The organism is Aquamicrobium ahrensii (assembly GCF_040545755.1).
Classification (GTDB): Bacteria; Pseudomonadota; Alphaproteobacteria; order Rhizobiales; family Rhizobiaceae; genus Mesorhizobium; species Mesorhizobium ahrensii.
The window spans coordinates 101,913-124,306 of sequence record NZ_JBEPMN010000002.1; the positions used below are offsets into that span (position 1 = coordinate 101,913).

The 22,394-nt window shown below is 62.9% G+C and carries 24 protein-coding genes; 14 read left to right on the forward strand and 10 right to left on the reverse strand.

From position 1 onward, the window contains the following. Positions 1–44: 44 nt before the first annotated feature. Positions 45–1,250 (reverse strand): AGE family epimerase/isomerase, encoded by a 1,206-nt coding sequence (locus ABID44_RS03375; protein WP_354150272.1) that lies wholly within the window; start codon positions 1,248–1,250, stop codon positions 45–47. Between the two features lie 2 nt (positions 1,251–1,252). Then, positions 1,253–2,518, reverse strand: coding sequence for an HAD-IIIA family hydrolase (locus ABID44_RS03380; RefSeq protein ID WP_354150273.1), 1,266 nt, complete (start codon positions 2,516–2,518; stop codon positions 1,253–1,255). Between the two features lie 253 nt (positions 2,519–2,771). Between ABID44_RS03380 and ABID44_RS03385 the strand changes: the two genes are divergently transcribed. Then, a complete protein-coding gene (locus tag ABID44_RS03385; protein WP_354150274.1) occupies positions 2,772–4,250 on the forward strand; it encodes an oligosaccharide flippase family protein in 1,479 nt (492 codons plus the stop codon). Here the strand turns inward: ABID44_RS03385 and ABID44_RS03390 are convergent. Next, complete coding sequence (locus tag ABID44_RS03390; protein WP_354150275.1) at positions 4,234–4,671, reverse strand: Lrp/AsnC family transcriptional regulator; 438 nt, start codon at positions 4,669–4,671, stop codon at positions 4,234–4,236. The genes ABID44_RS03385 and ABID44_RS03390 overlap by 17 nt on opposite strands. Before the next feature lie 126 nt (positions 4,672–4,797). Here ABID44_RS03390 and rocF point away from each other — a divergent pair, with 126 nt between their 5' ends. Together rocF and ocd are read left to right on the forward strand one after the other, a co-directional pair. Further along, entirely contained in the window at positions 4,798–5,715 is a 918-nt protein-coding gene (rocF, locus tag ABID44_RS03395) for an arginase (RefSeq protein ID WP_354150276.1), read from the forward strand. Further along, positions 5,716–6,774: an ornithine cyclodeaminase gene (gene ocd, locus ABID44_RS03400; protein WP_354150277.1), complete on the forward strand. Its 1,059-nt coding sequence runs from the start codon at positions 5,716–5,718 to the stop codon at positions 6,772–6,774. It begins immediately after the preceding gene. Between the two features lie 17 nt (positions 6,775–6,791). Here ocd and ABID44_RS03405 read toward each other — a convergent pair whose 3' ends face one another. Further along, the gene (locus ABID44_RS03405) at positions 6,792–8,195 is read right to left on the reverse strand and encodes an aminotransferase-like domain-containing protein (RefSeq protein ID WP_354150278.1); all 1,404 of its coding nucleotides are present in this window, start codon (positions 8,193–8,195) and stop codon (positions 6,792–6,794) included. 116 nt (positions 8,196–8,311) lie between these two features. On the opposite strand from ABID44_RS03405, the gene ABID44_RS03410 reads away from it, so the two are divergent. After that, on the forward strand, positions 8,312–9,175 hold the full coding sequence (locus ABID44_RS03410; RefSeq protein WP_354150279.1) for a DMT family transporter: 864 nt from the start codon (positions 8,312–8,314) through the stop codon (positions 9,173–9,175). 252 nt (positions 9,176–9,427) lie between these two features. Continuing rightward, positions 9,428–10,201 (forward strand): helix-turn-helix transcriptional regulator, encoded by a 774-nt coding sequence (locus ABID44_RS03415; RefSeq protein ID WP_354150280.1) that lies wholly within the window; start codon positions 9,428–9,430, stop codon positions 10,199–10,201. A gap of 104 nt (positions 10,202–10,305) precedes the next feature. On the opposite strand, the gene ABID44_RS03420 is transcribed toward ABID44_RS03415, so the two are convergent. After that, on the reverse strand, positions 10,306–11,031 hold the full coding sequence (locus ABID44_RS03420; protein WP_354150281.1) for a Crp/Fnr family transcriptional regulator: 726 nt from the start codon (positions 11,029–11,031) through the stop codon (positions 10,306–10,308). A gap of 580 nt (positions 11,032–11,611) precedes the next feature. Here ABID44_RS03420 and ABID44_RS03425 point away from each other — a divergent pair. Next, positions 11,612–12,430 (forward strand): LuxR C-terminal-related transcriptional regulator, encoded by an 819-nt coding sequence (locus tag ABID44_RS03425; RefSeq protein ID WP_354150282.1) that lies wholly within the window; start codon positions 11,612–11,614, stop codon positions 12,428–12,430. A gap of 307 nt (positions 12,431–12,737) precedes the next feature. Here the strand turns inward: ABID44_RS03425 and ABID44_RS03430 are convergent, their stop codons facing one another. Then, positions 12,738–13,139, reverse strand: a complete 402-nt coding sequence (locus ABID44_RS03430) for a pseudoazurin (protein WP_354150578.1) — start codon at positions 13,137–13,139, stop codon at positions 12,738–12,740. Between the two features lie 144 nt (positions 13,140–13,283). Then, a complete protein-coding gene (locus tag ABID44_RS03435) occupies positions 13,284–13,748 on the reverse strand; it encodes a DUF302 domain-containing protein (RefSeq protein ID WP_354150283.1) in 465 nt (154 codons plus the stop codon). Between the two features lie 123 nt (positions 13,749–13,871). On the opposite strand from ABID44_RS03435, the gene ABID44_RS03440 reads away from it, so the two are divergent. After that, complete coding sequence (locus ABID44_RS03440) at positions 13,872–14,810, forward strand: MBL fold metallo-hydrolase (RefSeq protein ID WP_354150284.1); 939 nt, start codon at positions 13,872–13,874, stop codon at positions 14,808–14,810. 18 nt (positions 14,811–14,828) lie between these two features. Here ABID44_RS03440 and ABID44_RS03445 read toward each other — a convergent pair whose 3' ends face one another. From ABID44_RS03445 to ABID44_RS03455, 3 genes are all read right to left on the reverse strand, one after another. Beyond that, positions 14,829–15,923 carry a YeeE/YedE family protein gene (locus ABID44_RS03445; RefSeq protein ID WP_354150285.1) on the reverse strand — a complete coding sequence of 365 codons (1,095 nt, stop codon included), beginning with the start codon at positions 15,921–15,923 and terminating at the stop codon, positions 14,829–14,831. Between the two features lie 97 nt (positions 15,924–16,020). Further along, on the reverse strand, positions 16,021–16,374 hold the full coding sequence (locus ABID44_RS03450) for an ArsR/SmtB family transcription factor (RefSeq protein WP_183827240.1): 354 nt from the start codon (positions 16,372–16,374) through the stop codon (positions 16,021–16,023). 72 nt (positions 16,375–16,446) lie between these two features. Next, a complete protein-coding gene (locus ABID44_RS03455; protein WP_354150286.1) occupies positions 16,447–16,821 on the reverse strand; it encodes a transcriptional regulator in 375 nt (124 codons plus the stop codon). A gap of 107 nt (positions 16,822–16,928) precedes the next feature. Here ABID44_RS03455 and ABID44_RS03460 point away from each other — a divergent pair, with 107 nt between their 5' ends. The 7 genes from ABID44_RS03460 to soxB all read left to right on the forward strand — a co-directional run bounded on the left by ABID44_RS03460 (position 16,929) and on the right by soxB (position 22,392). After that, entirely contained in the window at positions 16,929–17,663 is a 735-nt protein-coding gene (locus ABID44_RS03460; RefSeq protein WP_354150287.1) for a cytochrome c biogenesis CcdA family protein, read from the forward strand. A gap of 11 nt (positions 17,664–17,674) precedes the next feature. Next, positions 17,675–18,283: a thioredoxin family protein gene (locus ABID44_RS03465; RefSeq protein WP_354150288.1), complete on the forward strand. Its 609-nt coding sequence runs from the start codon at positions 17,675–17,677 to the stop codon at positions 18,281–18,283. A 111-nt stretch (positions 18,284–18,394) separates the two neighbouring features. Beyond that, complete coding sequence (gene soxX, locus ABID44_RS03470; protein ID WP_354150289.1) at positions 18,395–18,850, forward strand: sulfur oxidation c-type cytochrome SoxX; 456 nt, start codon at positions 18,395–18,397, stop codon at positions 18,848–18,850. A 17-nt stretch (positions 18,851–18,867) separates the two neighbouring features. Then, complete coding sequence (gene soxY, locus ABID44_RS03475; protein WP_354150290.1) at positions 18,868–19,323, forward strand: thiosulfate oxidation carrier protein SoxY; 456 nt, start codon at positions 18,868–18,870, stop codon at positions 19,321–19,323. A gap of 43 nt (positions 19,324–19,366) precedes the next feature. Continuing rightward, entirely contained in the window at positions 19,367–19,696 is a 330-nt protein-coding gene (soxZ, locus tag ABID44_RS03480; protein ID WP_354150291.1) for a thiosulfate oxidation carrier complex protein SoxZ, read from the forward strand. A gap of 104 nt (positions 19,697–19,800) precedes the next feature. Further along, the gene (gene soxA, locus ABID44_RS03485) at positions 19,801–20,604 is read left to right on the forward strand and encodes a sulfur oxidation c-type cytochrome SoxA (RefSeq protein ID WP_354150579.1); all 804 of its coding nucleotides are present in this window, start codon (positions 19,801–19,803) and stop codon (positions 20,602–20,604) included. Between the two features lie 87 nt (positions 20,605–20,691). After that, on the forward strand, positions 20,692–22,392 hold the full coding sequence (gene soxB, locus ABID44_RS03490) for a thiosulfohydrolase SoxB (protein ID WP_354150292.1): 1,701 nt from the start codon (positions 20,692–20,694) through the stop codon (positions 22,390–22,392). Positions 22,393–22,394 lie beyond the last annotated feature (2 nt).

A 22,394-nucleotide genomic window follows, 5' to 3' on the forward strand; every position in this document is an offset into this window, starting at 1 on the left:
GTCATCCCCCGACAGTTCATGAAAAGGAAAAAGCTACTCGTGCCTCATGATGGAAAGGCGTCGTCCACCTCCGGCGCGATCCTGATCATTTCCGCGAAGGCGATCATCAGATGGTAGAGCGTGGAGGCGGGCACATGGTCGCTCACCGGCCGTCGCTCCGCGTCGATCCGGTCCATCCACGTTCCGGGCGGCCCCTGATCGAGGAAATGGTCGAACAGCACGCGGGTGCTGCTGGCGAACACCGGACGCGGGTCTATGCCGAACAGTTCGAACATGGCCACCGCCGCCTGAATGCGTTCGGTGTTGGGCCACACCCGCGAACCGGCGTCCATGACGACGCCGTCGTCACGCACCGTGTTGAGCGTCAGCCAGTCGTCATGCTCCACGCCGTGCGTCTCGGCGAACCATGTCAGCCCCTCCACGAAGGGCCGCATGTCGCGCCCGGTAAGGCGTTGATAGCGCGCCAGTATCCACGCCCATTCGAACTGGTGGCCGGGCTCGATGGCGCGTCCCTCGGCGCTGCGAAGCCGGCTCCATCGTTCGTCGAATTGCTCGCCGAGCGTCGATGTGCGGGGATCGAAGAATCGCGTGGCGAAAAGCTCAACGATTTCGTCGGCGAGGCTGCGGAAGCGTTCGTCGCCGCTGGCTTCAAGGTTGACCAGGGCGGCTTCCAGCAGATGCATGTGCGGGTTCTGGAGGCGCGCGCCGGTAGCCGGCTTTTCCACCAGAAAGCCATGACCTCCGGGGTGGCGCATATGCGTCTCGAGGAAATCGAGCGTACGGATCGCCCACTGGTGGACGGCCTCGTCCCGGGAAGCGCGCCGATACCAGCCGAAGGCGTAGAGAATGAAGGCGAGGTCGTAAAGGTCGGGTGTGGGGTCCTTGATCCCACCCTCGGGGGTGAGCAACCGCGCCCAGCCACCGTCCGGCCCGAGCCAGGCGTTGCGGGTCAGGAAATCATAGCCGAAACGGGCGCATTCGAAAGCCTCCGGACGGCCAAGCAGGGCTGCATGGCTGAAGACGTAGATCTGGCGGCCGATAACGCGCGCGCGCTTGAAATCGACCGGCCGCGCCGTGCCGTCAAAGGCCATCTGCTCGACATAGCCGCCTTGTCGCCAGTCGACGCCGCTTCTGGCCCAGAGCGGAATGGCGCAATCGAGCATCCATCGGCTTGCCCGGTGCACGGCGGTATCGGCCTGCCATGCCTGATCGACGGCGATTTTCTGGCGCGCGGCTGTGAGATACGGCATGGTCAACCTGCCTGCATGGCTGGAGTTTCAAGGAAGATCGGTTTCGGCGGCGGGCTCGCCGCCGGCCGGACTGCGGCCAGCGCCTGCCGCACCGTGGCGAGCAGGTCGACGCCGTCGAACAGCATGGCCGGTATGCCGGCGCGGTTCGCGGCTTCGATGTCGCTTTCCCGGTCGCCGACGAGGAAACTGCCCCTGTCGCGGACGCGCCATTCGCGCCGCGCCTTCAGCAGCATGCCCGGATTGGGCTTGCGGTCGGGATGCGAGGGATGCCTGTAGCGTGGGATCGTCGCGTCCGGATGGAAGGGGCAATGATAGAAGGCGTCGATATGGCCGCCGATATCGGCAAGCTCGGTCTGCATGCGGGCATGGAAGGCGTGCATGTCCGCCTCGTGATAGAAACCGTGGGCGACCCCGGCCTGGTTGGTGACCACGAACGCCAGATAACCCGCCTCGTTGAGGGCGAGCACGGCTTCGCGCGCGCCTTCGATCCACTGGAGCTGCTCTGGCCGGTGGGTGTAGCCGCGGTCGATGTTGAGAACGCCGTCGCGGTCGAGGAAGGCGGCGGGCCGCGTCAGCCTCAAAGGCAGTTCGCGCCGCGCCTGCGCCAGCGTTTCCGGCAGGCCGATGTCGAGGAAATAGCCGTCGAAGACCCGGCCCTCGACGGCGCCCTGCCGCACAAGTTCGGGAAAGACGTCCTGCTCGATCGAGCATGGACCGGCGATATGGTCGAGAATCGCGCGGTTGAGCAGATAGAGCCCGCCATTGATGAGCCCCGGACCCTCCGCCGCCTTCTTTTCGGTGAAGGCGGTGATGCGCCTGCCGTGCAGTTCGACCGAACCGTAGCGCGCCGTATCCGCCATGCTGCGCAATGCGATGCGCGCAAGGGCGTTGCGCGGCGGCGCGATCGTCAGGGCGCGCAGGTTGATGTCGAACCATGAATCGCCGTTCGCCAGCAGGAACCACGGGTCGAGGATGCTGGCGGCATGACGCAACGCGCCGCCGGTCCCGGCCGGCTCGGGTTCGCGGATCACGCGGATGGTGGCGTCCTTGATCTGTCGCCCGTGATACAGTCGTTCGACGCTGTCGCCCAGATGGCCGGCCAGCAGCACGATGTCGGTGAAGCCGTGGCGCGCCGCGTCCTCGATCAGCAGGTCGAGCAACAGCATGTCGGATGCGATCGCAAGCAACGGCTTCGGTGTGGTGGCCGTCAGCGCGCCGAGACGCGTTCCCTTGCCGCCGACGAGGAAGACTGCCTGTTTGACAGCCATGCCACGTACCCCCCGTGGTTTGCCGGCAGCGGGTTGCGCGCTCGGCTGATGCTGGTCTGCACGATCAGCTTCCGCGCCTCTCCACGAAGCATCAACGCGACAATAAGGGGTAGCCCCCTCGCCAACCTGTTGACTTGCTACCTCGGCTGATCGCTTGCCATCGCGTCGCCCACGGCAGCATGCTGGCCGCTGCTCTGGAAAGCCCGGTCAGGCGAGATTCCGTCCGGGCGGCAGCGACGGGGGAAAAGCCGCAATGGTGCTGAAGCAGCAGGCGAGGTTAGGCGCCTATTGGCTGGTGGGGTCGCAGGTGGTCAATATGGTGACAGCCTTCCTGCTTGCCGTTTTTCTCGCCCGCATCCTCGAAATCTACCAGTTCGGTCTGATGACCCTTTCGACGGTCGTCTTCTTCATCGGCACGCTGGTCACGACGGCGGCGTTTCGCGAAACGCTTATCGTACGACAAGATCTTGATCGCGATACCGTATCGGCGCTGTTCTGGCTGAGCCTTGGCCTGTCGGTCGTCATCGCTTCGGCTTGCGCGCTGGCCGCCGCCCCGGCCGCCCGGATTCTCGACGCGCCCGAATTCGAAACGCTGATGTGGGTCGTGGCCGGCTCCATCCTGGCCAATGGCGTCGGCGGCGTTCCGGGCGCGATCCGTATCGTGAAGCGGGACTTCGCCCGCATCGGCATGCAGACGGGAGCGCTTTCGCTGGCGCTTGCGCCGGTCACCGTGGTCATGGCGCTGCGGGGCTACGGCGCCCTGAGCGCGGTCATGACGGCCTTTATCTATCACTGCATCACCTGCGGCCTGAACTGGTATTGCGCCGGCTGGACGCCGCGTTGGCGTGCGCCCTGGCGCGCCATCGGGCCCGCGCGCTCGACATTGCTGGTCATGCTGGGGCAGCAGGGCCTCGATGTCGCCAATTCGCAGGTCGACAGGGGTATCATCGGCTCGCTTCTCGGCCCTCATGCACTCGGGCTCTACTCGATCGGCCGGCGGCTGAACGATCTCATGACGGACGCCATCATCGGGCCTTCAGTCAGCGTCACCACGCCGCTGATCGCCTCCATACAGGGCAATGTCGAGCGGCTGCGCTCCGCTTATGTGCAGACGCTGTCGCTGGCCATGATCATGGCCGTTCCGATGAATCTCGGCCTGCTGGCGGTGGGCGACCTCGCCATCCGCGTGCTGTTCGGCGACAAATGGCTCGATGCGACCCCGGTGATGTATGCTTTCGTGTTCATGGGAATGCTGGGCGCCATCAGCGGGGTGCAGCGCTCCGTGGTCCAGGGCGGCGGCAGGCCCGGCGTCTGGTTCCGCATACAGATGGTGCACACGATCGCCAACATGGCGGTCATCGTTGCCGCGGCGTCCTTCGGCATCGTCGCGATCGCCTGCGCCATGCTGCTGAGGGCCGTGCTTCTGAGCCCGCTGGCGTTCATCGCAGCAGGAGAGATGACAGGGGTCGGCAGACGTGAGCATCTCGGCATCATGCGTGCTCCAATCGAATCCGGCGTCGCCATGCTGGTGGCGGTGCTGCTGGTCCGCATGGCTCTGCCGGACGACTTCGCACCGGCGCTGTCGCTGGCGATCCTGGTGACGGTTGGCGCGGCCGCCTATGTGGGGGCGCTGGCCCTCATCGCCAGAAGCGATTTCATGCACGCGTTGTCACTGGTCATGCCGAAAAGCCTGACGATGAAGCTGCATTCGCTCTCTAAAGCCGGGCCTTGACGGAACGCGGCGTGGCCAGCAACAGGCTGGTTTCGGAATTCGTGATGCCGGCGATCAACCGGATGCGCCGCAACACCTGATCGAATTCGATCAGGTCCGATGTTCCAAGCTCCACCACCAGATCCCATTTGCCGTTGGTTGTGTGGATGGCGCTCACTTCCGAGAATCCGTTAAGCGTCCTGATGACGGCGTCGGCGCTGTGGCCACCGATCTCGATCATCATGATGCCGCGCACCGGCAGGTCGATGGCGTCGGAACGCAGGATGACGGTGAAGCCGATGATCTCGCCACTTTTCTTCAGGCGTTCCAGCCGCGCACGCACGGTGGCGCGGGTGAGGCCAAGCTCGGTGGCCAGATCCGAAAGGCTGCGCCGCCCGTCATGACGCAATATGGTGATGAGGCGTTGGTCGATTGCGTCCATTTTCTGTCCAGTTCGATCAATGTGCCTTGCCATAATGGTAAGTCTTCCGAGCATATTAGGCAATCTGGCTGCTTCCAAGTGCCGCGAAAATTGAGTCTTCTAGTGTGGAAGACAACGAGGGCGGCCATGAACTGCAAGCTGATTTCCGTACCGGTCGAACAGGGACAGCCCGTTCCCGGATGTGCGCTTGGTCCCGAGGCGCTGAAAGGCGCAGGCCTTGCCGACGCCCTGCGCGAACTCGGCCATGAAGTCGTCGATCTGGGCAGCGTGCCTACGCCGCAACCGCGCGTCGTGCCTGACCATCCCAACCATCTGAAGTTCCTGCCGCAGGTCAGCGCCTGGGTTGAGGTGACCGCGCAGGCGGCCTATGAGGCCAGCGCTGACGGCTTCCCGATCTTCCTTGGCGGCGACCACAGCATCTCGGCGGGCTCCGTTTCCGGCCTGGCGCGCCGCGCCGCCGAAAATGGCCAGCCGCTTTTCGTGCTGTGGATGGACGCCCATTCCGATTTTCACACGCTGGACACCACCACCAGCGGCAATCTGCATGGCGTGCCGCTGGCCTATCTGTGCGGCCTTCCGGGCTTCGACGGTTATTTTCCGCCGCTGGCTGCTCCGCTGGCGCAGGAGCGCGTCTGCATTCTGGGACTGCGCAGCGTCGACAAGGCCGAGCGCGAGGCGCTGGTCGTTTCGCCGGTGCGGGCCTATGACATGAGCGAAATCGACCGCAAGGGCATCGGCCCTCTGCTGGAAGCTTTCCTCGATGAGGTGCGCGCGGCGAACGGACTGCTGCACGTCTCCTTCGATGTCGATTTCCTTGATCCGCCGCTCGCTCCGGGCGTCGGCACGCCGGTTCAGGGCGGCGCCACCTTCCGCGAGGCCCATCTGGCGATGGAGATGCTTTACGAAAGCGGACTGGTCACCAGCCTGGACGTGGTGGAACTCAATCCCACGCTCGATGAGCGGGGCCGCACGGCAGGGCTCGCCATAGAACTGGTGGGGAGCCTGCTCGGCAAGACGATAACAGGCAAGAGGAGGGCGGCCTGAATGGACAAGCAACTGAATGTAGTGCCGTTTATCAGTGTCGACCGCATGATGCGGCTCGTGCATTCGGTGGGCATAGAGCGCTTCCTCACCGAACTGGCGGGTTACATCGAGGAGGATTTCCGCCGCTGGCAAAGCTTCGACAAGACGCCGCGCATCGCTTCGCACAGCGTCGACGGCGTCATCGAGCTGATGCCGACCAGCGATGGCACGCTTTACGGCTTCAAATATGTCAACGGCCATCCGAAGAACACGCGCGAAGGGCTCCAGACCGTGACCGCCTTCGGCCTGCTGTCGCATGTTTCGACCGGCTATCCCGTGCTGCTCTCCGAAATGACCATGCTGACCGCCCTGCGCACCGCCGCCATGTCGGCTGTCGCGGGCAAATATCTCGCGCCGAAGGGCGCAAGAACCATGGCGGTCATCGGCAATGGCGCGCAGTCCGAGTTCCAGGCGCTGGCCTTCAAGGCGCTGCTTGGCGTCGACAGGCTGCGCCTCTATGACATCGATCCGGCAGCGTCGCGTAAATGCGCCGGCAACCTCGCCCGTCAGGGTTTCGCTTCGATCGAAATCTGCGATGCCGCGGCCGAGGCCGTCGAAGGGGCCGCGATCATCACCACGGCCACCGCCGACAAGCAATATGCCACGATCCTGACCGACAACATGGTCGGCCCCGGCGTCCACATCAATGCTGTGGGCGGCGATTGCCCCGGCAAGACCGAGATCCACCGTGACATCCTGCTGCGCTCCGATATCTTCGTGGAATTTCCCCCGCAAACGCGCATTGAGGGTGAAATCCAGCAGCTGCCCGGGGACCATGCCGTCACCGAGCTGTGGGACGTGATAGAAGGCCACGCCACCGGGCGGCGCGACGAGCGCCAGATAACCCTGTTCGATTCGGTCGGATTCGCCATCGAGGATTTTTCGGCGCTGCGTTATGTCTACGACCTGACGGTCGGCGGCGAGGCGCTCGAATTCCTCGACCTGATCGCCGACCCGGATGATCCGCGCGACCTGTTCGGCATGCTGATGCGCTCGCCGGCGGCGCCTGCCACGCACTGATTTCAACCGGATAGGGATCAGCCGGACAGGGCCGCTTCGAGAAGCCGGTAGATGCGGCTGTCGCCGGACTGGGCGACATTGAAGCGCATGAAGCCGTTTGCGGTCTGCGACAGGCTGAAGGCGTTGCCGGGCGCCAGCACGATGCCTTCGGCCAGCGCCTGGCGGGCGACCTTGCCCGCATCGATCCCCTCGGGCAGCCGACACCACAGGAACATGCCGGCCTGCGGCGTCAGCCATGGCACGATGCCGCTTTCTTCAAGCCGTGCGACAGTCTCGGCCATCGAGCGTGCCAGCCTCGTGCGCAGCCCCTCCAGATGTTTGCGATAGCCGCCGTCGGTCAGCACGGCCAGAACCAGCGCTTCGGCGAAATGGCTGCCGCCGAAGCTGGTGGCGATCTTGAGGTCGACGAGGCCTTCAACCCATTCCGGCTTCGCCGCGATATAGCCGCAGCGCACCGAGGCCGAAAGGGTTTTTGAGAAACTGCCGATGGTGATGACTCGCTCCAGCCCGTCGAACGCGGCGAGCCGGGGGGCGGGCATGATCTCGAAATCGGCGAAGATATCGTCCTCGACGATGATGAGGTCATATTGCTCGGCGAGCTTGAGAAGCCGGTGCGCGGTTACCGGTGAAAGGCTGGCTCCGGTCGGATTGTGGATGCCGCTGTTGGTCAGATAGAGCCTTGGCCGATGCTCTTCCAATATGACCGCGAGCCGCTCGATATCCGGCCCGTCCGGGCGGTATGGCGCCGAAACCACCTTTGCACGGTGTGCACGCAGCAGCGCGTGAAAATTGAAATAGCAGGGGTCGTCGACCAAAACGGTGTCGCCTGAATCGAGCAGGTAGCGGCAGATCATGTCGATGGCCTGCGTACCGGATTCGGTCAGCATGATCTGGTCCGGCGCGACGGCGACATTGTGCTCGCCCATGCGCCGGGCCAGCAGTTCGCGCAGCGCCCGCAGGCCCAGCGGCGTGCCGTAATCGACGAGTGTCGCATCGCCGTGGCGCGAAAGCGTGCGCAGACCCCGCCGCAGCGCCTCATGCGGCATCCATGACGCCGGAAGCCAGCCGCAACCGGGTTTCAGCATCGTGTCCCCCGCATCGAGCGACTGGCGCGATATCCATAGCGGGTCGACCTCGCGATCCAGCCTGGGGCCGATATCGGCGAGCGACAGCGGGGCCACGGGTGCGGCGACATAGAAGCCCGAGCCCGGACGGGAGCGTATCACACCTTCGGCCGCCAGCCTTTCATAAGCCTCGACCACGGTCGATTTCGAAACACTCATGCTGGCGGCCAGCGCCCGGACGGAGGGTAGCCGCGCGCCCGGCGTCAGACTGCGCGAGGCGATGCGCTGGCGGATCGCCGCCATGACCGTGGTGATCAGCGTATCTCCTTGCGTGGATGCTATCAGCGCCTCGTTCATGTTCAACCGTCCTGCTCAATGGACCAATACAGTTCGATAAAATCGTACTGCACTGTATCTGGAAAATCCATGCCTGCCAGTTCGATAGAAATGGCTGGAACAACAGGTGAAAGAAAATGGACAAGACAGCGGCCGGCTGGCTGAACGGATTTCTGGGGGTTCTGATTTTTTCGGGCTCCCTGCCTGCCACGCGCGTGGCGGTGGCGGACTTCGCGCCGGTATTCCTGACTGCCTCGCGAGCCGCGATCGCCGGCGTGATTGCACTGGCGCTGCTCGCCGCGCTGGGTGAGCGGAGGCCGGGACGGGGCGATCTGATATCGCTTGGCATCGTTTCGCTTGGCGTTGTGGTCGGCTTTCCGCTGCTCACGGCCATCGCCTTGCAGCATATCACCTCCGCGCATTCCATCGTCTTCATCGGCCTGTTGCCGCTTGCCACCGCCATCTTTGGCGTAATACGCGGCGGCGAACGCCCCCGCCCGGCCTTCTGGGCGTTCTCTGTCCTTGGCAGTGCGCTGGTTGTCGGCTTTGCGGTTTCGCAGGGCATCACGGCTGCCCCGATGGGCGATCTGCTGATGGTGGCGGCGGTCATCGTCTGCGGATTGGGCTATGCCGAGGGCGCGAAGCTGTCGCGCAGACTCGGCGGGTGGCAGGTCATCTCATGGGCGCTAGTGCTGTCATTGCCGGTGATGTTGCTTATCGCATTCGTCACCAGACCCGACACGCTTGCAGGCATCGGCGGCCCGGCGTGGATAGGGTTCGCCTATGTGTCGCTGTTCTCGATGCTGATCGGCTTCGTCTTCTGGTATCGCGGCCTTGCGCAGGGCGGCATCGCCGCCGTCGGTCAGCTTCAGCTTCTCCAGCCCTTCTTCGGTCTGGCGCTCGCCGCGCTTCTGTTGCACGAGGAAGTGAATCCCGCCATGATCGGCGTCACCGTCGCCATCGTCTTCTGCGTCGCCGGCGCGAAGAAGTTCGCCAGATGAACGAAGGCCCGCCGTCTCATCCATAAGGATGGCCGTGACAAACCACGGCCTCCCAAAGAGGCAGCACGGCGTCCTGTCGGACACGTCACCCCTTCTCTTGAAGATCGGCATTGCCGCCTATTGCGGCGTCGCCACACCCTGGCGTCCGCGGTTATTGTCGGAGGCTGACGGATTTCTGTCCGTCGCTCCGGGCCGTCGGGGCGATCCTGCCCGGCTGTGCTGTCTTGGAGAGAGGGCAGGGAGGGGACTGCAGTGATCGATCGGATCCATACGGGTGCGGGGCCGGGCGCTTCCGGGGAGCCGGAGGGCGGCGCGGGCGCGGCACGCAGGGCCATGCTGACGGTCGCCATGCCGGGTGTTGTCTCGACAAGTCTGATCCGGGCCATCGAACTCGAGTTCCCATGGATCGTCGTGGAGCAGCGTTCCGATATCTCCGCCGCCTGCCAGCACTTTGACGAGCCGCTGGCGCTGATTCTGTGTGAACCGCATGGTTTGCCTGCGGTGGAGGCGGTTTCTTCTGATATTCTGCGCCTCCATCCTCTCGCGAGCGTCGCCGTGATAGAGCACGGCGACCGTGAGCCGTCATTCCGTCTGAAAGATGCGCTGCGCTCGCCGCTGGTGCGGGGCGTGTTGCCCATGAATCTGAGGCTGGACGTCTGGCTCGCGATCGTGCGGCTTCTCCTGCATGGTGGCGAATATTTCCCTGCCCGCATGTTCTTCAGTCAGATCGCCAGCGAGGCGGCGTTGATCCCCGCGTCAGGCATGGCCGGCGCATCCTTCGCCGCCGGGGAGGAAGACGAACTGGCGACGCTGACGGCACGGGAGCTGCAGATTCTCGAAATGGTCGCCCGCGGCCTCCAGAACAAGACGATTGCCGCGGAGTTTTCCCTGTCCGAACATACGGTCAAGGTTCATCTTCACAACATCATCGGCAAGCTGGGCGTTCAGAACCGTTCGGAAGCGGCGGCGCGCTTTCGCGAGGGCATCAGCGCGCGGGCGGACGGAATGTTCCGAATTCAGAAATAGGACGTCGGAGCGGAAAGCATATGCGGTTTTTCGCATTGTTCCTATGCCCGATCAAAGCGCCCTTTGTGCGTCCGACAGGACGCACTGCGCACCGGCAGGGAATTTCAGGTGGCGGGCCCCTGATCGAGATAGGCCATCTCGAAGCCCGTGACATCGGCAGCGCGCTTGATGTCCTGGAACTCGACAACGCCGTCGCGAAAGACGACGATCTTCGCCTCGCGCAATTGACGCAGCACCCGGTTGATATGGATCGCGGTCATGCCAAGCGCGTCGGCCAGAATGGATTGGGAGATCGGGCATGGATAGGTGCTGCCGTCGCCAATGCCGACCAGTTTGAGGCGTTCGCCGAGTTCAAGCAGGAAATGCGCGGTGCGCTCGAACGCGTCGCGTCTTCCGATGCTGACCAGATGCTCCACCACCATCGCCTCGTCGCGGGACGCCGCCCACATAAGTCCCACCGCAAGCCTTGGCGTTCGGCGGAACACCTCCAGCATCCGCTGCCTGTCGAGCCGCGCCACCTCGACATCGGTTATGGTGAGAAAGCTGTGGTCCGAAGCCCTGAGCAACAGGCTGCGGAGGCCGAGAAAGTCACCAGGTATCTGTATGTCGATGATCTGACGGCTGCCGTCACGCAGCCGCTTGTAGGCGCAGGCCCAGCCTTCACGCAATATATAGGCCGCGTGTGGATACTGCCCCTCATAGACGACTTCCTTGCCAGCCTCGATCAGTGAACGCGGTTTCTGCAACTCGCGCAGCATCGCCAGGTCTTCAGGGCCAAGGCCTTTGAATGCTTGCAGTTTTCGGGTGAGTGCATCGTGCGTTTCATCCATCCGACACCCCCTTCTACCTGTCGTCCTCCCCCAGTCTTACGCTGCCAGATATCGCACTTGTGGAAGCCGAAATCGGCTACCAAAGGTTGTCTCAGGTTAACTTGAATCAATAAATAAAAAAATCCCCTATTCGTTGGAGCTGAATTATATGCTGCGCCGGCATAGTTTATTTTGGTTAAACGCCAGAGACGGCATCAATAGAAACACGGTGTGAAAAACATAGATCGTATATAGATCGCATGAAGCACTCCCATTGTGTCCGCAGGGCGGCGGGCGAGGTGGAAGCGATATGGGCAAAAGTTTCGCGTAAGGACTTGATAGACTGAGCCTCAGCCTGATCCATTACGCCTTGCGCGCTATCGACGGATGATCCCCAGCCTCCATAAGGCGTACGACCCGATTTAGCTTGATTAACGCCGAGTTAATCTGGGTTAATTTTATCGTTCACGAAAAACGCTATGGTTGCAACTGGCTTCGGGGGGGAAATCCCGGCCATGACATCACAACGGCTGGTATTTAATGTCGTGAATTACCACTCAGAGCCGATGCCATAAACTCCAGTTCAAAGGGGAATAAACCTATGAGTATGGGTATCGCTTCCAATGGCGTAAAAACGTCGTTCTCCAAACCGCCGATAAATTCTCCGATTTCACACCATGACATACAGGATCCGGGCGCGGGGCCCCCCGGCGGGGCGGACGAACTGGATCAGCTCGATCGCACCCTCGTCATTATCGACAACCGTGCCCTTGAGCGCGAATGCTTCGCCCAGAGTCTGATTGCGCGCGGCGTTGGACTGGAGGTTTTGCCAGTCGGCAGGATCGAGGAGTACACGGCCAGGCGCGATCAGTTGCCGCCCGTTTGCGCAATTCTGCTCAATCTTGGCGGCAGACGTGTCGGCGATCCGCAGGTGGGTGATGAAATACGGCGTCTGTCCGCCGAGTTCGGCAAGATTCCGCTGATCCTCCTCGCCGATACCGACGAGTTGCCGCAGATCTTGCAGGCCCTGGAATATGGCGTGCGGGGCTTCATTCCGACCTCCGTTGGCATAGATGTCTGCATCGAGGCGATCGGGCTGGCCATGGCCGGCGGCGTGTTCGTGCCCGCAAGCAGCATCATGGCCATGCGCCGGCTGGTCGAATCCGACTCGGAGACGCGACCGCTTTCGGGCATGTTCACCTTGCGGCAGGCCGAGGTGGTCGAGGCGCTGCGCCGGGGCAAGGCCAACAAGATCATCGCCTATGAGCTTAATCTGCGAGAGAGCACCGTCAAGGTTCATATCCGCAACATCATGCGCAAGCTCAAGGCGACCAATCGCACCGAGGTTGCATTCAAGATTAATCACATGTTTCCCGGCTATACGCCGGTTGGTGGATCGCACGCGACGCATCCGCGCTAGCAGGACGAGCGTCCTGACAAGGGGATTTGAGGCATCGGCCGACCCCACGAGGGCCAACAATGGACGCCTCGGAATGTTCGGCCAGGATGCGGTTGCACCAGCCAGAACCGGTTTCCGCAGAATGGGCTTCTGTCAAAAGAGGAAAAAGAACCGGAATATCGTCTTCCGTCTGCACGGATGATCGATTCCGTTGTCACCTGGTGGTTCCTGAGCGCTTTCGGAACGCCGACCGCCGGACAACGTCGAGGCGCACAAGCAGACAGCGGCCCGCACGCGGGGAAGCGTGCGGGCCGTAATCGTCAGCGGTTCAGGAGCCCGCTTCGATCTCGGCGAAGATCTTCTCGGCCGTCTTCTTGGCCTTGCCAGGATATTTCAGACCCTTCACCGCTTCGAGATTCGCCGGCTGACCGACGACGATGGCGCCGATCATGCCCATGCCCAGATGCGGCGTGCACTGATACATGTAGACGCCCTCGGCATTCACGGTGACGGTGACCTGCTCGTTGGTCTTGCCCTTCCATGTCTCGGCGCCTTCGGGCAGGCCGTCCTTCATGCTGGCCGAGTTGTGGCTCTTGTCGGTCGGGATAAAGGTGATGGTGTCTCCCGGCTCAGCCTTCACGACGAGCGGCTCGAACACCATCGGCGTTCCATCCGAACCCTTGTTCAGCATCTTCACTTCATGGTCCGCGGCAAACACGGAAAATGGCATGGCCAGACCAATGGCCAGAGCGACGGCATAGAACGTCTTCAAGATAGTACCTCCAGTAAAACAAGGACATGGAGCGTGCCGGGAGTGCACTTCCGCTCGCATGGATTTCAACATTGGGTGTTTCGATCAAGCGGCGAAAAAGTCTCAGAGACCATTTGCCGCTTGATCGACAATCTCGGTGAGAAGCGTGTTGACCTCGTCGCGACCGGGTCCGGGCGGCAGTTCACGGAAGCCGATCGTCACTTCGCCGGGCTTCGCCTCCGCCTCATAGGCGAACACGACGTAGGGGCAGAAGGCGATGTTGGCGATATCGGCTTCCATGGCGTTGCGCGACACTACGGCCGAGCAGAATTGCAGGAATTCGGCGTTGCGGTAGAGCTTCCTGCCGCCGACATCGGCGGCGGTGCGCTCCAGCATGTCGCCGATATGGCCGTGATAGTCGATCACATAGCCTCTGTTGACGATGGCGTCCTCCAGATCGCCGATGACCTGTGCGAACGGCGTGGCGGATGTGACGGTGTGAACGCCATCCTGAGCTTGCGCCGGCGTCGCAGCGCCGGCGAAAATCAATCCCGATACAAGAAATGCCCCGAAAACGGGTCTCGACATGAACATACGGTCCTCCCAGGGCCCCAACCCCGAATTGCATGACGCTTAATCCGCCCGGCAAGGCTAGCTTGCAACTTCATAATATGCAAAAAATAAAATGTTTGCATAGAAGGAGAATGGCATATGCCCACCAAATCTTCCCGCGGAAGCGGCGTGGATCGCCGGACGTTCCTGGCCGGATCGGGCGCCGTGCTCGGTGGCCTCGTCGCTGCGCCTTTCACAACCGCCTTTGCGCAAACACTTTCCACGGGAAGCGCCGAGCTCACCGTTGTCAGCGACGGCATGATGACGCTGCCGCTCGGCCTCGTCTTTCCCGACGCGCCGCAGGACGAACTGGTGAAGCTTCTGGCGGAATATGGGCAGCCGACCGATGCGATGCGGCCCGACTGCAACGTCACTCTGGTGCGCACCGGCGACAGGCTGGCCATCTTCGATGTCGGCTCCGGGCCGAACTTCGTGTCGGGCACGGGCAAGCTCATGGAGTCGCTGGAGGCTGCGGGAGTGGCTCCCGGCGACGTCACCGATTTGATCATCACCCACGCCCATCCAGACCATATCTGGGGTCTGACGGACGATTTCGATGAGCTGGTGTTTGCGGATGCGGATTATCACATCGGCCAGACGGAATGGGATTTCTGGTCGTCGCCAGATGCGATGGCGCAGATGCCGGAGGATCGCCAGAGCTTCGTGGTGGGCGCGCAGAATCGTTTCGCGGCGCTTGACGGGCGTGTGAGCTTCATCGGGGGCGGCGACGAGGTGCTGCCGGGCATAGAGGTGGTGGACACGCCCGGCCACACGCCGGGGCATCTGTCCTTCATGGTGCATGGGGCGGAGCCGGTGCTGATCGTCGGTGACGCGATCACCAATGCGACGGTCGCGTTCGCGCACCCCGAATGGCCGACCGCCAGCGATCAGGATCCCGAATTGGGCGCAAGCACCCGGGCGGCGCTGCTCGACCGGCTGGCGAGCGAGCGGGCTCGCGCCATCGGGTTCCACTTTCCGCATCCGGGGGCAGGCATGGTCGAGCGGCGGGGTGGCGCTTTCGTCTATGCGCCGGCGTAAGAATCGCTGCGCCGAGCCTTATTCCGCGGGCTGCCGGTCCAGCGCGCGGAATGCGCCGAGCGCCGAGCCTTCGATCAGATAGGCAAGCCCCAGCTTCGCGCCGAGGAAGATCGAGGCCAGCACCAGTGGCGCCGATATGGCGAGCGCCGAAATGCCGGTGATTCCCTGGCCGATCGTGCAGCCCATGGCGAACACGCCGCCGATGCCCATCAAGGCGCCGCCGGCGAGGTGCCGGCCAAGCTCGCGGGCGTCGTCGCAGGCTTCCCACCGCACGTCGCGCTTCCATGCGGCGCATATGGCCGCCCCCGCAATCACCCCCAGAACCAGCCCGACGCCATAGTCGGGCACCACGCCGGTGAAGGTGATGGCTTGCAGCATCGTGTCGGCCACCGGCACGACGAACGATCCGGCTTCGATCTGAACCACCTCGAACGAATGTTCGGTCGCGTAGCTGGTCGCCCACCAGCCAAAAGTGATGATCAGCCCGATGGCGACACCGGTCAGAACGGAGCCCGCGTTCCCGCGATAGGCGCGGTCGCGGAATATCCAGACGAGGAGCCCCAGCCCGGCGACAAGCGCAACGGCGAGTGTCAGGTCGCTTCCCGCCCACCATGAGACCAGCGCGCCGATCGATTGGCCGCCCATCTCACTCAGGTCGATGGCGTGGTTGTCCGAAAGCGCAACACGCGCCTGCGCGATCAGGCCTTTCTGCGCCGACATCGCGGCGAGGCCCAGCACGATAAGCACGATCAGAGATCGCAAGCTGCCGCCGCCAAGCCGCACCAGCGCGCCGAAGCTGCAGGTTCCGACCAGAGCCATGCCAAGGCCGAAGGCGACGCCGCCGGCAATCGCGCCGATCCAGGCAAAGCTGGAATGGATGTAAAAGCTGGATGCGGTGTCGACCATGCCGAGGGCTTGCAGCGCCTGCGTAGCGATGATCGCGGTGGCGGCCGCCAGCATCCATGTGCGCACGCCGCGGCTGTCGTGTGCGTACCACATGCGCTCCAGCGCCGACATGGTGCAAAAATGATTGGCGCGCGCCACGAAGCCCAGCACGATGCCGGCTCCGAGTCCGGCGAAGGCGAGAAACCATGGATGGGTGGCGATGTTCATGCTTCCTCCCTCTGGCTGAAAGCCAAACTCGCCCCGATGGCGGTCCGGCCTCTGGCTGGTGTCTGTCCGGCCGTACCCTTCCCTTCGCGGCTGCCCGTCAGTCGCCTTTCGGGCGCCGCACCGGAGCGCAGAACAGATTGTACAGTGTTTCGATGACCGAGGAGACTTCCTTGCTGGCGATCGAATAATAGATCACCCGGCCTTCGCGACGGGTGTTGACCAGCCGGTCGAAGCGCAGGCGTGCAAGCTGCTGCGAAACCGCCGCTTGCGGCAGGCGCATGGCTTCCTCCAGCTCCGACACGGACTTTTCGCCTTCCGCCAGCAGGCACAGGATCAGAAGCCGGCCCTCATGGGCGAGAGCTTTCAGCAACTCGCTGGCCTCCCGGGCCTGCGCGAGCAGTTCGTTGAAGTCTTCCGGCGTCTGGGCGTCCTGGATTTTCGGCAAGCTCATAATGTGACTGACGATCCCGGAGTTGAAACCGGCGCGTTTTTGCGCCGCACATTTGCATATGTTGGGGGCCTGTTACTGTACCGGCGGGTCTTTCGGCAACAGGGCGAGCAGTTCACCGATACGATACCAGAAAAACTCGTCGCCCACATAGCCCCGGATACGTCCGATTTCCCTGCCGCTTTCCATAAGCACGAAAGTTGGGGTGAAACGCTCCTTCGGCACATCCCGAAGGTCGTCCGGCCATGTCTCGGTGATATCGACACGCCGGAGCGGGGCGCGTCGGCCTTCTTCGGTTTTTGGCCAGGCCGGGGCGATTTCCGCGTCGAAACGCGCGCACCAGGCGCAGCCTGGTTGCTCCAGCATCAGCAGTTCGGCCGCCGGTGCAGCCGCAACGCAGAAGAGAAAGGCGAAAGGCGCGAGTTGCAGCACCGCCCTGAAACTGGTCATCGCGTCCCTCGCACAACTTCAGCTCTTGTTTAATATAGAAATATAGCATTGTATGAATGCAATAGGCCAGACCGATGCAAGGCCGAATCCGCAATCGGGGAGGGGAAATGCTGGATGTAAGTCTGGGCGCGGCGCTGCTTGCGGGGTTGCTGTCATTCGTCTCTCCGTGTGTGCTGCCGATCGTGCCGCCTTATCTGGCATGGCTCGCCGGCGTCAGCTTCGATGAACTCAGCAGCGAAACCCCCACAGCCGAGCAGCGCAGGCGGGTGATCGTCGCGGCCATCGCCTTCGTGCTGGGCTTCGCCACAGTGTTCATCGCGCTCGGCGCCACGGCGAGCGTCATCGGCAGGACCATCGCCCAGTATTTCGACACGCTGGCGATCGTGGCGGGCATTCTGATCATCATCATGGGGCTGCATTTTCTCGGGCTCTTCCGCATCGGCATGCTTTATCGCGAGGCGCGTGTACAGGTGGATCGCAAGCCGGCGGGACCGGTTGGCGCCTATGTCATCGGGCTCGCCTTCGCCTTCGGCTGGACGCCTTGCGTCGGTCCGGTCCTGGCCGCGATCCTGTTCATCGCCGGCAGCGAGGGCACGGCCCTGCGCGGAGCCGGCCTGCTCGGCGCCTATTCGCTCGGCATCGGCATTCCGTTCCTTCTCGCCGCCGTGTTCGCCAGCCGCTTCCTTGGCTGGGCCGCACGTTTCAGGAAACACATGCGCAAGGTCGAGATGGCCATGGGCGGGCTTCTGGTGATCACCGGCATATTGTTCATCACCGGCCAGATGTCGGCGATCTCATACTGGCTTCTGGAAACCTTTCCGGCGTTCCAGACTATCGGTTAGGAGGAGAAACCATGCAAAAGCTTCTGGCGCGCGCCTTGATGTTCCTGACGGCCCTCGTTTTTTCACAGGCGCTGGCCGCTGCGGAAGTCGGCGAGGACGGTCTGCACAAGCAGGCGTGGTTCACCATCACCTTCCGCGACATTGCCGATGACATTGCGCAGGCGAAAGCCGAGGGCAAGCGGCTCGCCATCACCTTCGAGCAGCGGGGCTGCATCTACTGTGCGCAGATGCACGAGAAGATTCTCTCCGACCCGGAGGTGCGTGACTATATCGCCGAAAATTTCATGGTGGTGCAGTACAACATGTTCGGTGACGAAGAGGTCACCGATCTCGATGGCGAGACGCTGACCGAAAAGACCGCGGCGCGCAAATGGGGCTATGTGTTCACCCCCACCATCGTGTTCCTGCCGGAAGACGCGCCGGCGGATGAGTCGGGCGGCAAGACGGTGGCCGATGTGGCTGTGGCAACCATGCCGGGCGCGTTCGGCAAATGGACCTTTCTCAACATGTTCCGCTGGGTGAACGAGAAGGGATATGAGCGCGACGAGCACTTCCAGCAATATCATGCCCGCATCATCAACGAGCTGCGCGCCGAGGGCCGGCTTGGGGATGACGAATGATATATGCACAAATTCATATTTTTTGATTGATTGGCCGGTGTGGCCGGACTATCGTTGCATCCAGGAGGAGCGGTTCGCCCTTGCGGGCCGCGGGTTGGAGGAGAGAGCCGAATGAGGCGGACGCTCACCGCTATCGTTGTTGTGGCCATGTGCGCCGGCATGGCGCAGGCCGCCGAGCTTGCGCCGGACGATGTGAAGTTCGAGGATCTGGCGGTCGGCGCTTCGCTGACCGGTGCGCCGGGCAATCCGGAGGAGGGTGCGAAGGCGCTCGCCAATCGCAGTCTCGGCAATTGCCTTGCGTGTCATGTCGTATCCGCGCTTTCCGCGGAGCAGTTCCATGGCGATGTCGCGCCGCCGCTCGATGGCGTGGCCGATCGCTGGAGCGAGGAGGAGTTGCGCGCCATCGTCGTCGACGCCAAGCAGGTGTTCTCCGAAGAAACGATGATGCCGGGCTTCTACAGCCTTAACGTCGGCAAGGACGTCCGCAAGGATCTCGTCGGCAAGACGATACTGACCGCGCAGCAGGTCGAGGATGTTGTCGCCTATCTGGCGACGCTCAAGGAATGAACGAGAAGGAGAAAAGCATGGCTCTCAACAGGCGTCATGTACTCGCGCTGGCCGCAGGTGCGGCATTCGTCCCGGCGTTGCAGTTGCTGCCGGGCCGGGCGGTCGCCGCGACCGAAGAGGTCGGCAAGCTGATCGCGGACTTTGCCGGCGGCAAGGAGCCGCAGAGCGGCAAGCTCACGCTCACTGCGCCGGAGATTGCGGAAAACGGCAACACCGTGCCGATTTCGGTCGAGGTCGAAAGCGCCATGGAGGGCGACGACATGGTCGATCAGGTGCTGATTCTCGCCGACGGCAATCCGAGCGCCGATGTGGCGACCTTCGCCTTCACGGCGCTGAGCGGCAAGGCGGCCGCGACGACGCGCATGCGTCTGGCCAGAACGCAGAACGTCATCGCCGTGGCGAGAATGGCCGACGGGTCGGTCTACATGGACAAGAAGGAAGTCAAGGTCACCATCGGCGGCTGCGGCGGCTGATCGGCGTCTCCATCCGGTCCGGTTCCAGTTTGAAGGAAAAGAAATGTCTGCAGCTCCCAAGCCCCGTGTGAAGATTCCGAAGAAGGCCAAGGCCGGCGAGACCGTCGTGCTCAAGACCCTGATCAGCCACGAGATGGAATCGGGTCAACGCAAGGACAAGGATGGCAATCCCATCCCGCGCAAGATCATCAACAAGTTCACCTGCGAGTTCAACGGCCAGCCGGTGTTCTCGTGCGACATCGATCCGGCCATTTCGGCGAACCCCTATTTCGAGTTCAGCGCAAAGGTCAACGAAAGCGGGACCTTCAAGCTGACATGGGTCGACGACGACGGGTCCGTCTACACCGACGAGCAGACAATCGAAGTAGCCTGAGCCAGATGTGCGGCTGGTATGTCGCGCGCCAGCGGGGGGAGAACAAGGTGAGCAGACGTTCCATTGCGGCATTGTCCGCTCTTTGTGCAGGTGTCGCGGCTCTCATGGCCGGGGGTGCGTGGGCCGATCCGGTGGATGAGGTGCTGGAGATCGACGGCGTGGAAATGATCACGCGCGCGCCCGCGCCGGAAGGGCATCCCTTCGACGAGGTTCTGTCGGGCTGGCTGTTTCGCGAGGCGGAGACCCGGGCCACCGAAGCCGACTCCTTCGAAAATCCCGGCATGCTCTCGGTCGAGCGTGGCGCCGATGTGTGGGAGACGGTGGATGGCGCCATGGGCAAGTCCTGCGCCTCCTGCCATGACGCCGCCGCCGTATCGATGAAGGGTGTCGGCGCCCGTTATCCGAAATGGGATGCGGATTCCGGCAAGCCGGTGAATGTCGAGTTGCAGATCGACAAGTGCAGGGTCGAGAATATGGGGGCGGAAGCCTACAAGTTCGACGACCCGGACCAGGTGGCGCTCACCTCCTACATCAAGCACCAGTCGCTGGGCGTCCCGGTCCAGCTCGATCTGGAAGAAGGCGAGATGCAGAGCTGGTGGGACAAGGGCAAGCAATCCTACTACACCCGCACTGGCCAGCTCAATCTGGCGTGTTCTTCATGTCATGAAGCGTCGATGGGCAAATATATCCGTGCCGACCACCTCAGCCAGGGGCAGGCCAACGGCTTCCCCACCTACCGCTTCAACACGTCGGGCATGGTTTCGCTGCACAATCGCTTCCGCGGCTGCATTCGTGACACGCGCGCGGAAATGCCGAAGGCGTTCTCCGACGAACTGATGGCGCTGGAGGTCTATGTGACCTGGCGCGGCACGGGGCTTTCGGTAGAAACCCCGGCTGTCAGACAGTAGCGAAATCGTCAGCAACAATATGAGCGCCGGCCGGAACTTCCGGCCGGTGAGAAAGCATTCCGGGCGCAGCGCCCCGAAGAGGCAAGCATGACCTATACCCGTCGGGATTTCTTCCAGTTCGCGGCCAATGCCGGCATGGCGCTGGGCGCGGCCGGCTATCTGTCGAACCCCGTGCGCGCGATGGCGCAGCAGAAGCTGACGCAGGACGATCTGCTGAGTTTTGACGCCAGGGGGCAGGTGACGCTTCTGCATTTCACCGACGTGCACGCCCAGCTCATGCCGATCTATTTCCGCCCGCCTGACACCAATATCGGCGTCGGCGATTATGCCGGCATCCCTCCGCATCTGGTCGGTGAGGCCTTCCTGAAGGAGTTCGGCATCGAGGCCGGCAGTCCGCTCGCCTATGCCCACACCTTTCTCGATTATGTCGATCTCGCCCGCGCCTACGGCCGTCTGGGCGGGCTCGATCGCACGGCCACGCTGGTCAAGGCGATCCGCGCTGAACGCGGCGAGGACAAGGTGCTGTTTCTTGATGGCGGCGACACCTGGCAGGGTTCCTACACGTCGCTCAAGACCAACGGCCAGGATATGGTCGAGTGCATGAAGCTCCTGAAGCCCGACGCCATGACCGGCCATTGGGAGTTCACCTTCGGCGAGGAACGCTTCCTCGAAATCATCGAAAGCATGGGTTATCCGTTCCTGGCCTCCAACATCTTCGACGCGGAGTGGGACGAGCCGGCTTTCGACAACACGGCCATGTTCGAGCGGGGCGGCGTGCAGGTCGCGGTGATTGGACAGGCCATGCCCTATACGCCGATCGCCAATCCGCGCTGGATGTTCCCCAAATGGTCGTTCGGCATTCGCCCCGACGTGCTGCAGGCCAATGTCGACGCCGCCCGCGAGGCGGGCGCGGAGATCGTGGTGCTGATCTCGCACAACGGCTTCGACGTCGATCGCAAGCTGTGCAGCGTGGTCAAGGGCATCGACGTGATCCTCACCGGCCACACCCACGACGCGGTGCCGGTCGCCTTGCAGGTGGAGGACACGCTCGTGATGTCGTCGGGCTCGCATGGCAAATATCTCGGCCGCATCGACCTGGAAGTGTCCGACGGCAAGGTCACGGGATACAGCTCGAAGCTGATCCCTGTCTTCTCCGACGTGATTGCGCCCGACGCCGAGATGGCGGCGAAGATCGGGGAAATGCGTGCACCCTACAAGGACGAGCTCGGGCGCGTCATCGGCAAGACCGATTCGCTGCTCTACCGGCGCGGCAATTTCAACGGAACCTGGGACGACCTCATCTGCCGCGGCATCATGGAGGAGCGCGACACGCAGATTGCGCTCTCGCCGGGTTTCCGCTGGGGCACGACGCTGCTGCCGGGGCAGGACATCACCATCGACGACCTCTACACCGAAACCTCGATGAGCTATCCGGCCGTCTACCGCAACGAGATGACCGGCGCACAGCTCAAGGAGGTGCTGGAGGATGTCTGCGACAATCTCTTCAATCCCGACCCCTTCCTGCAGCAGGGGGGCGATATGGTGCGGGTCGGCGGTATGACCTATACCTGCACCGTCAACGCGAAGATCGGCAACCGTATTTCCGACATGACGCTGGCCGCCACCGGCGAGCCGGTCGATCCGGACCGGAGCTATGTCGTCGGCGGCTGGGCCTCCGTCAACGAGGGCACGGAAGGCCCCGCCATCTACGACCTGATGGAAAGCTACATCTCGGGCAAGGGCACGGTTTCCGTGCCGGATGAGCGGACCGTAAAGGTCATCGCCTGAGC

What these genes read in the sequence shown, in the direction of transcription:
- ABID44_RS03430 (WP_354150578.1), bottom strand. Translation starts at nt 13,139, where the DNA reads ATGCCATTTTCCGTGTTTGCCGCGGACCATGAAGTGAAGATGCTGAAC.
- ABID44_RS03440 (WP_354150284.1), top strand. Translation starts at nt 13,872, where the DNA reads ATGCCCACCAAATCTTCCCGCGGAAGCGGCGTGGATCGCCGGACGTTC.
- ABID44_RS03380 (WP_354150273.1), bottom strand. Translation starts at nt 2,518, where the DNA reads ATGGCTGTCAAACAGGCAGTCTTCCTCGTCGGCGGCAAGGGAACGCGT.
- soxB (WP_354150292.1), top strand. Translation starts at nt 20,692, where the DNA reads ATGACCTATACCCGTCGGGATTTCTTCCAGTTCGCGGCCAATGCCGGC.
- soxZ (WP_354150291.1), top strand. Translation starts at nt 19,367, where the DNA reads ATGTCTGCAGCTCCCAAGCCCCGTGTGAAGATTCCGAAGAAGGCCAAG.
- ABID44_RS03435 (WP_354150283.1), bottom strand. Translation starts at nt 13,748, where the DNA reads ATGTCGAGACCCGTTTTCGGGGCATTTCTTGTATCGGGATTGATTTTC.
- ABID44_RS03455 (WP_354150286.1), bottom strand. Translation starts at nt 16,821, where the DNA reads ATGACCAGTTTCAGGGCGGTGCTGCAACTCGCGCCTTTCGCCTTTCTC.
- ABID44_RS03405 (WP_354150278.1), bottom strand. Translation starts at nt 8,195, where the DNA reads ATGAACGAGGCGCTGATAGCATCCACGCAAGGAGATACGCTGATCACC.
- ABID44_RS03445 (WP_354150285.1), bottom strand. Translation starts at nt 15,923, where the DNA reads ATGAACATCGCCACCCATCCATGGTTTCTCGCCTTCGCCGGACTCGGA.
- ABID44_RS03465 (WP_354150288.1), top strand. Translation starts at nt 17,675, where the DNA reads ATGCAAAAGCTTCTGGCGCGCGCCTTGATGTTCCTGACGGCCCTCGTT.
- ABID44_RS03425 (WP_354150282.1), top strand. Translation starts at nt 11,612, where the DNA reads ATGAGTATGGGTATCGCTTCCAATGGCGTAAAAACGTCGTTCTCCAAA.
- ABID44_RS03385 (WP_354150274.1), top strand. Translation starts at nt 2,772, where the DNA reads ATGGTGCTGAAGCAGCAGGCGAGGTTAGGCGCCTATTGGCTGGTGGGG.
- ABID44_RS03450 (WP_183827240.1), bottom strand. Translation starts at nt 16,374, where the DNA reads ATGAGCTTGCCGAAAATCCAGGACGCCCAGACGCCGGAAGACTTCAAC.
- soxA (WP_354150579.1), top strand. Translation starts at nt 19,801, where the DNA reads ATGGCCGGGGGTGCGTGGGCCGATCCGGTGGATGAGGTGCTGGAGATC.
- ABID44_RS03375 (WP_354150272.1), bottom strand. Translation starts at nt 1,250, where the DNA reads ATGCCGTATCTCACAGCCGCGCGCCAGAAAATCGCCGTCGATCAGGCA.
- ocd (WP_354150277.1), top strand. Translation starts at nt 5,716, where the DNA reads ATGGACAAGCAACTGAATGTAGTGCCGTTTATCAGTGTCGACCGCATG.
- soxY (WP_354150290.1), top strand. Translation starts at nt 18,868, where the DNA reads ATGGCTCTCAACAGGCGTCATGTACTCGCGCTGGCCGCAGGTGCGGCA.
- soxX (WP_354150289.1), top strand. Translation starts at nt 18,395, where the DNA reads ATGAGGCGGACGCTCACCGCTATCGTTGTTGTGGCCATGTGCGCCGGC.
- ABID44_RS03460 (WP_354150287.1), top strand. Translation starts at nt 16,929, where the DNA reads ATGCTGGATGTAAGTCTGGGCGCGGCGCTGCTTGCGGGGTTGCTGTCA.
- ABID44_RS03390 (WP_354150275.1), bottom strand. Translation starts at nt 4,671, where the DNA reads ATGGACGCAATCGACCAACGCCTCATCACCATATTGCGTCATGACGGG.
- ABID44_RS03410 (WP_354150279.1), top strand. Translation starts at nt 8,312, where the DNA reads ATGGACAAGACAGCGGCCGGCTGGCTGAACGGATTTCTGGGGGTTCTG.
- ABID44_RS03420 (WP_354150281.1), bottom strand. Translation starts at nt 11,031, where the DNA reads ATGGATGAAACGCACGATGCACTCACCCGAAAACTGCAAGCATTCAAA.
- rocF (WP_354150276.1), top strand. Translation starts at nt 4,798, where the DNA reads ATGAACTGCAAGCTGATTTCCGTACCGGTCGAACAGGGACAGCCCGTT.